The sequence below is a fragment of the Enterobacter cloacae complex sp. IR5401 genome (genome assembly GCF_049238425.1).
Classification (GTDB): Bacteria; Pseudomonadota; Gammaproteobacteria; order Enterobacterales; family Enterobacteriaceae; genus Enterobacter; species Enterobacter hormaechei_C.
In genome coordinates this window covers 1-3,140 of sequence record NZ_JBMKHN010000039.1, presented here as the reverse complement: position 1 = coordinate 3,140, position 3,140 = coordinate 1, and the positions used below count along the sequence as shown (strand labels likewise).

General features: G+C 53.0%; 2 protein-coding genes and 1 pseudogene. 1 reads left to right on the top strand and 2 read right to left on the bottom strand.

From position 1 onward, the window contains the following. Positions 1-378: 378 nt before the first annotated feature. Together ACOTX1_RS23630 and ACOTX1_RS23625 are read right to left on the bottom strand one after the other, a co-directional pair. The gene (locus tag ACOTX1_RS23630; RefSeq protein ID WP_001567660.1) at positions 379-1,401 is read right to left on the bottom strand and encodes an IS110 family transposase; all 1,023 of its coding nucleotides are present in this window, start codon (positions 1,399-1,401) and stop codon (positions 379-381) included. Between the two features lie 219 nt (positions 1,402-1,620). Then, positions 1,621-1,800, bottom strand: a pseudogene (locus ACOTX1_RS23625) (hypothetical protein); the annotation flags it as partial. 103 nt (positions 1,801-1,903) lie between these two features. Between ACOTX1_RS23625 and asd the strand changes: the two are divergent. Further along, positions 1,904-3,010, top strand: coding sequence for an aspartate-semialdehyde dehydrogenase (gene asd, locus ACOTX1_RS23620; protein WP_012540397.1), 1,107 nt, complete (start codon positions 1,904-1,906; stop codon positions 3,008-3,010). Positions 3,011-3,140 lie beyond the last annotated feature (130 nt).

Here is a 3,140-nt window from a genome sequence, read left to right as displayed (position 1 = left end):
TATGGTGATCCCCTGGGCGAAATGCGCCTGGTAAGCAGAGTTTTTGAAATGTAAGGCCTTTGAATAAGACAAAAGGCTGCCTCATCGCTAACTTTGCAACAGTGCCAATTATTGTACTATAAGGGCTTCCCCGGCATGTCAACGCCGGTGTTTACGGTTTCTGTCTGCACTATAGTAAAAAAATAAAGGGGAGAGACTGCGGTACTATAAACGGTCATGATGAATCGTCATCGATTCGGACCCTGATGAAAGACGCTCGTGAGGCTCTAGTTCGTTAGTCGGGTACACTTGCCCTGTACAATAAGCAGATATACCTCACGGGGTCTAACCCTTTATCATCAACGAGTTGCAGAACAGATGGTCATACAGCTTTGTACTTTAGCTGGCTGAGTACAACCTGAAATCATCACCGTAATGCAATGATGCCCAGCACAGTCTTGCATTTTTGGCAGCGATGGCAACAACAGCGCGCCAGTATCCTCTGCGTTCGACCAGTGAGCAGACCCAACGACTGAATAAATCAGTCCTTTTCTCCGCCCCGATCAGTACCGAGCGGGCACCCTGAACCAGAAGTGTTCTCAGATACGAATCGCCAGCTTTCGTTATCCTGCCAAGCTTCGACTTTCCGCCGCTGCTGTACTGCGATGGTGTCAGTCCCAGCCAGGCTGCCAGCTGGCGCCCATTCTTAAAATCATGTGCATTACCGATACTGGCGACCAGCGCACAGGCCGTTGTGGGGCCAACGCCCTTCAATTCCATCAGCCGCTGACTGCGATGATCTGTTTTGGCCATGCGGGACAAAATTCGGTCATATTCAGCGATGTTATCTTCAATGCGAGCAACGTGCTCCAGCAAATCATCAACACATTGCTGAACCTGAAGTGGTAAAGAATTCTTCTGCTCAAAAACTATGTGGCGCAGGGCATCTGTACTTTGTGGGGCGATAACGCCGAATTCAGATATCAACCCCCGGAGACGATTATATGTTGCTGTTTTCTCTTCGATAAAACCCTGTCGGGTACGATGCAGACACTGCATTGCCTGCTGGCTCTCATCCTTAACCGGCACAAACCGCATATGTGGGCGACGAACCGCCTCGCAGATAGCCTGAGCATCAGCTGCATCATTTTTCCCTGATTTACCAGCCATGCGGTAAGGCGATACAAATTTAGCGGCCATCAGACGCGGCTCATGACCATACTGCCGAAACAGTCTTGCCCAGTAATGAGCCCCGGAGCACGCCTCCATCCCGATAACACAGGGCGGCAAACCAGCAATCAGCCCGGGAAGAGCTGCGCGGGTTACTCTGGATTTAACCAGAACGGTTTTGCCATTCTGGTCAACGCAATGAACAGCGAACACATTTTTAGCAAGATCGATACCGACAGTAGTAATGGTCATAACGAATCCCTCCGGGGTTGTGTTTACCCCATGATTGCACAAGAGTTAATCAGGCGCATAATCAGGGGAAGTCCCTTCCATTCGTTAAGCGCATTATTTAACCAATCTTGGTTCGTAAGGGGTTGATATTGCGTCAGTGGCTATCGCTTTTAAGTTGTCGCTCTTGCAGTATCGCATTTAGGTTATCCGATTAAGGTCAAACTGGGTTTGATGCGTTTATTTGGCAAGCGGTAAATCACCTGATTTCGCGCTCAATCCATAATCAGGATCAATAAAATAGCAACGGAAAATATTCCATTGCGCAGGGGATTTCCCCGATAATCGTTGCGTTTTTGACGACGACCAGCGACGGTGGACAATGTGCAGGATAAGTTGCTTTTCTGATTGTTCAGCAATCATTGATTAATTTCACTTGCGACTTTAGCTGCATTTTGTAAGGTGAGGGATAATCCAGTTGGAAACTGGCCAGGCACAAACAGCACACACCTCGCAGGAATACGTTATGAAAAATGTTGGTTTTATCGGCTGGCGCGGAATGGTCGGCTCTGTTCTCATGCAACGCATGGTTGAAGAGCGCGATTTCGACGCCATTCGCCCGGTGTTCTTCTCTACCTCCCAGCTGGGACAGCCAGCGCCGTCATTCGGCGGTAGCACCGGTGGCACGCTTCAGGATGCGTTCGATCTGGACGCGCTGAAGGCACTGGACATTATTGTCACGTGCCAGGGCGGCGATTACACCAACGAGATTTACCCGAAGCTGCGCGAAAGCGGCTGGCAGGGTTACTGGATTGACGCCGCCTCTTCGCTGCGCATGAAGGATGATGCGATCATTATCCTCGACCCGGTTAACCAGGACGTGATCACCGCCGGCCTGAATAATGGCGTCAAAACCTTTGTCGGCGGCAACTGTACCGTTAGCCTGATGCTGATGTCCCTCGGCGGCCTGTTTGCCCAGGATCTGGTGGAGTGGGTCAGCGTGGCAACGTACCAGGCGGCTTCCGGCGGCGGCGCGCGTCATATGCGCGAGCTGCTGAGCCAGATGGGTCAGCTGCACAACCATGTTGCGGCAGAGCTGGCGAATCCGGCTTCCGCCATTCTGGATATCGAGCGCAAAGTGACGTCGCTGACCCGCAGCGGCGAGCTGCCGGTAGATAACTTCGGCGTACCGCTGGCGGGCAGCCTGATCCCGTGGATCGACAAACAGCTGGATAACGGCCAGAGCCGCGAAGAGTGGAAAGGCCAGGCGGAGACCAACAAGATCCTCGCCACCTCGTCCGTTATCCCGGTAGACGGCCTGTGCGTCCGCGTTGGCGCGCTGCGCTGCCACAGCCAGGCGTTCACCATCAAGCTGAAGAAAGATGTGTCTATCCCGACCGTTGAGGAGCTGCTGGCCGCGCACAACCCGTGGGCCAAAGTGGTACCGAACGATCGTGAGATTACCATGCGCGAGCTGACCCCAGCCGCGGTGACGGGCACCCTGACCACCCCGGTAGGGCGCCTGCGTAAACTGAATATGGGGCCGGAGTATCTGTCGGCCTTTACCGTTGGCGACCAGCTGTTGTGGGGCGCTGCGGAGCCGCTGCGCCGGATGCTTCGCCAGCTGGCGTAAGCGCAGGATGAACATAAAGGGGGTCTTCAAGCCCCCTTTTTTTTTGCGTAATACAAGGAGTAAACGCGGATGTTAGATTTTTCCCCACGGAGGTAACTCAGCCTTGGCTATGCTTTAAGTAAGGAATTCC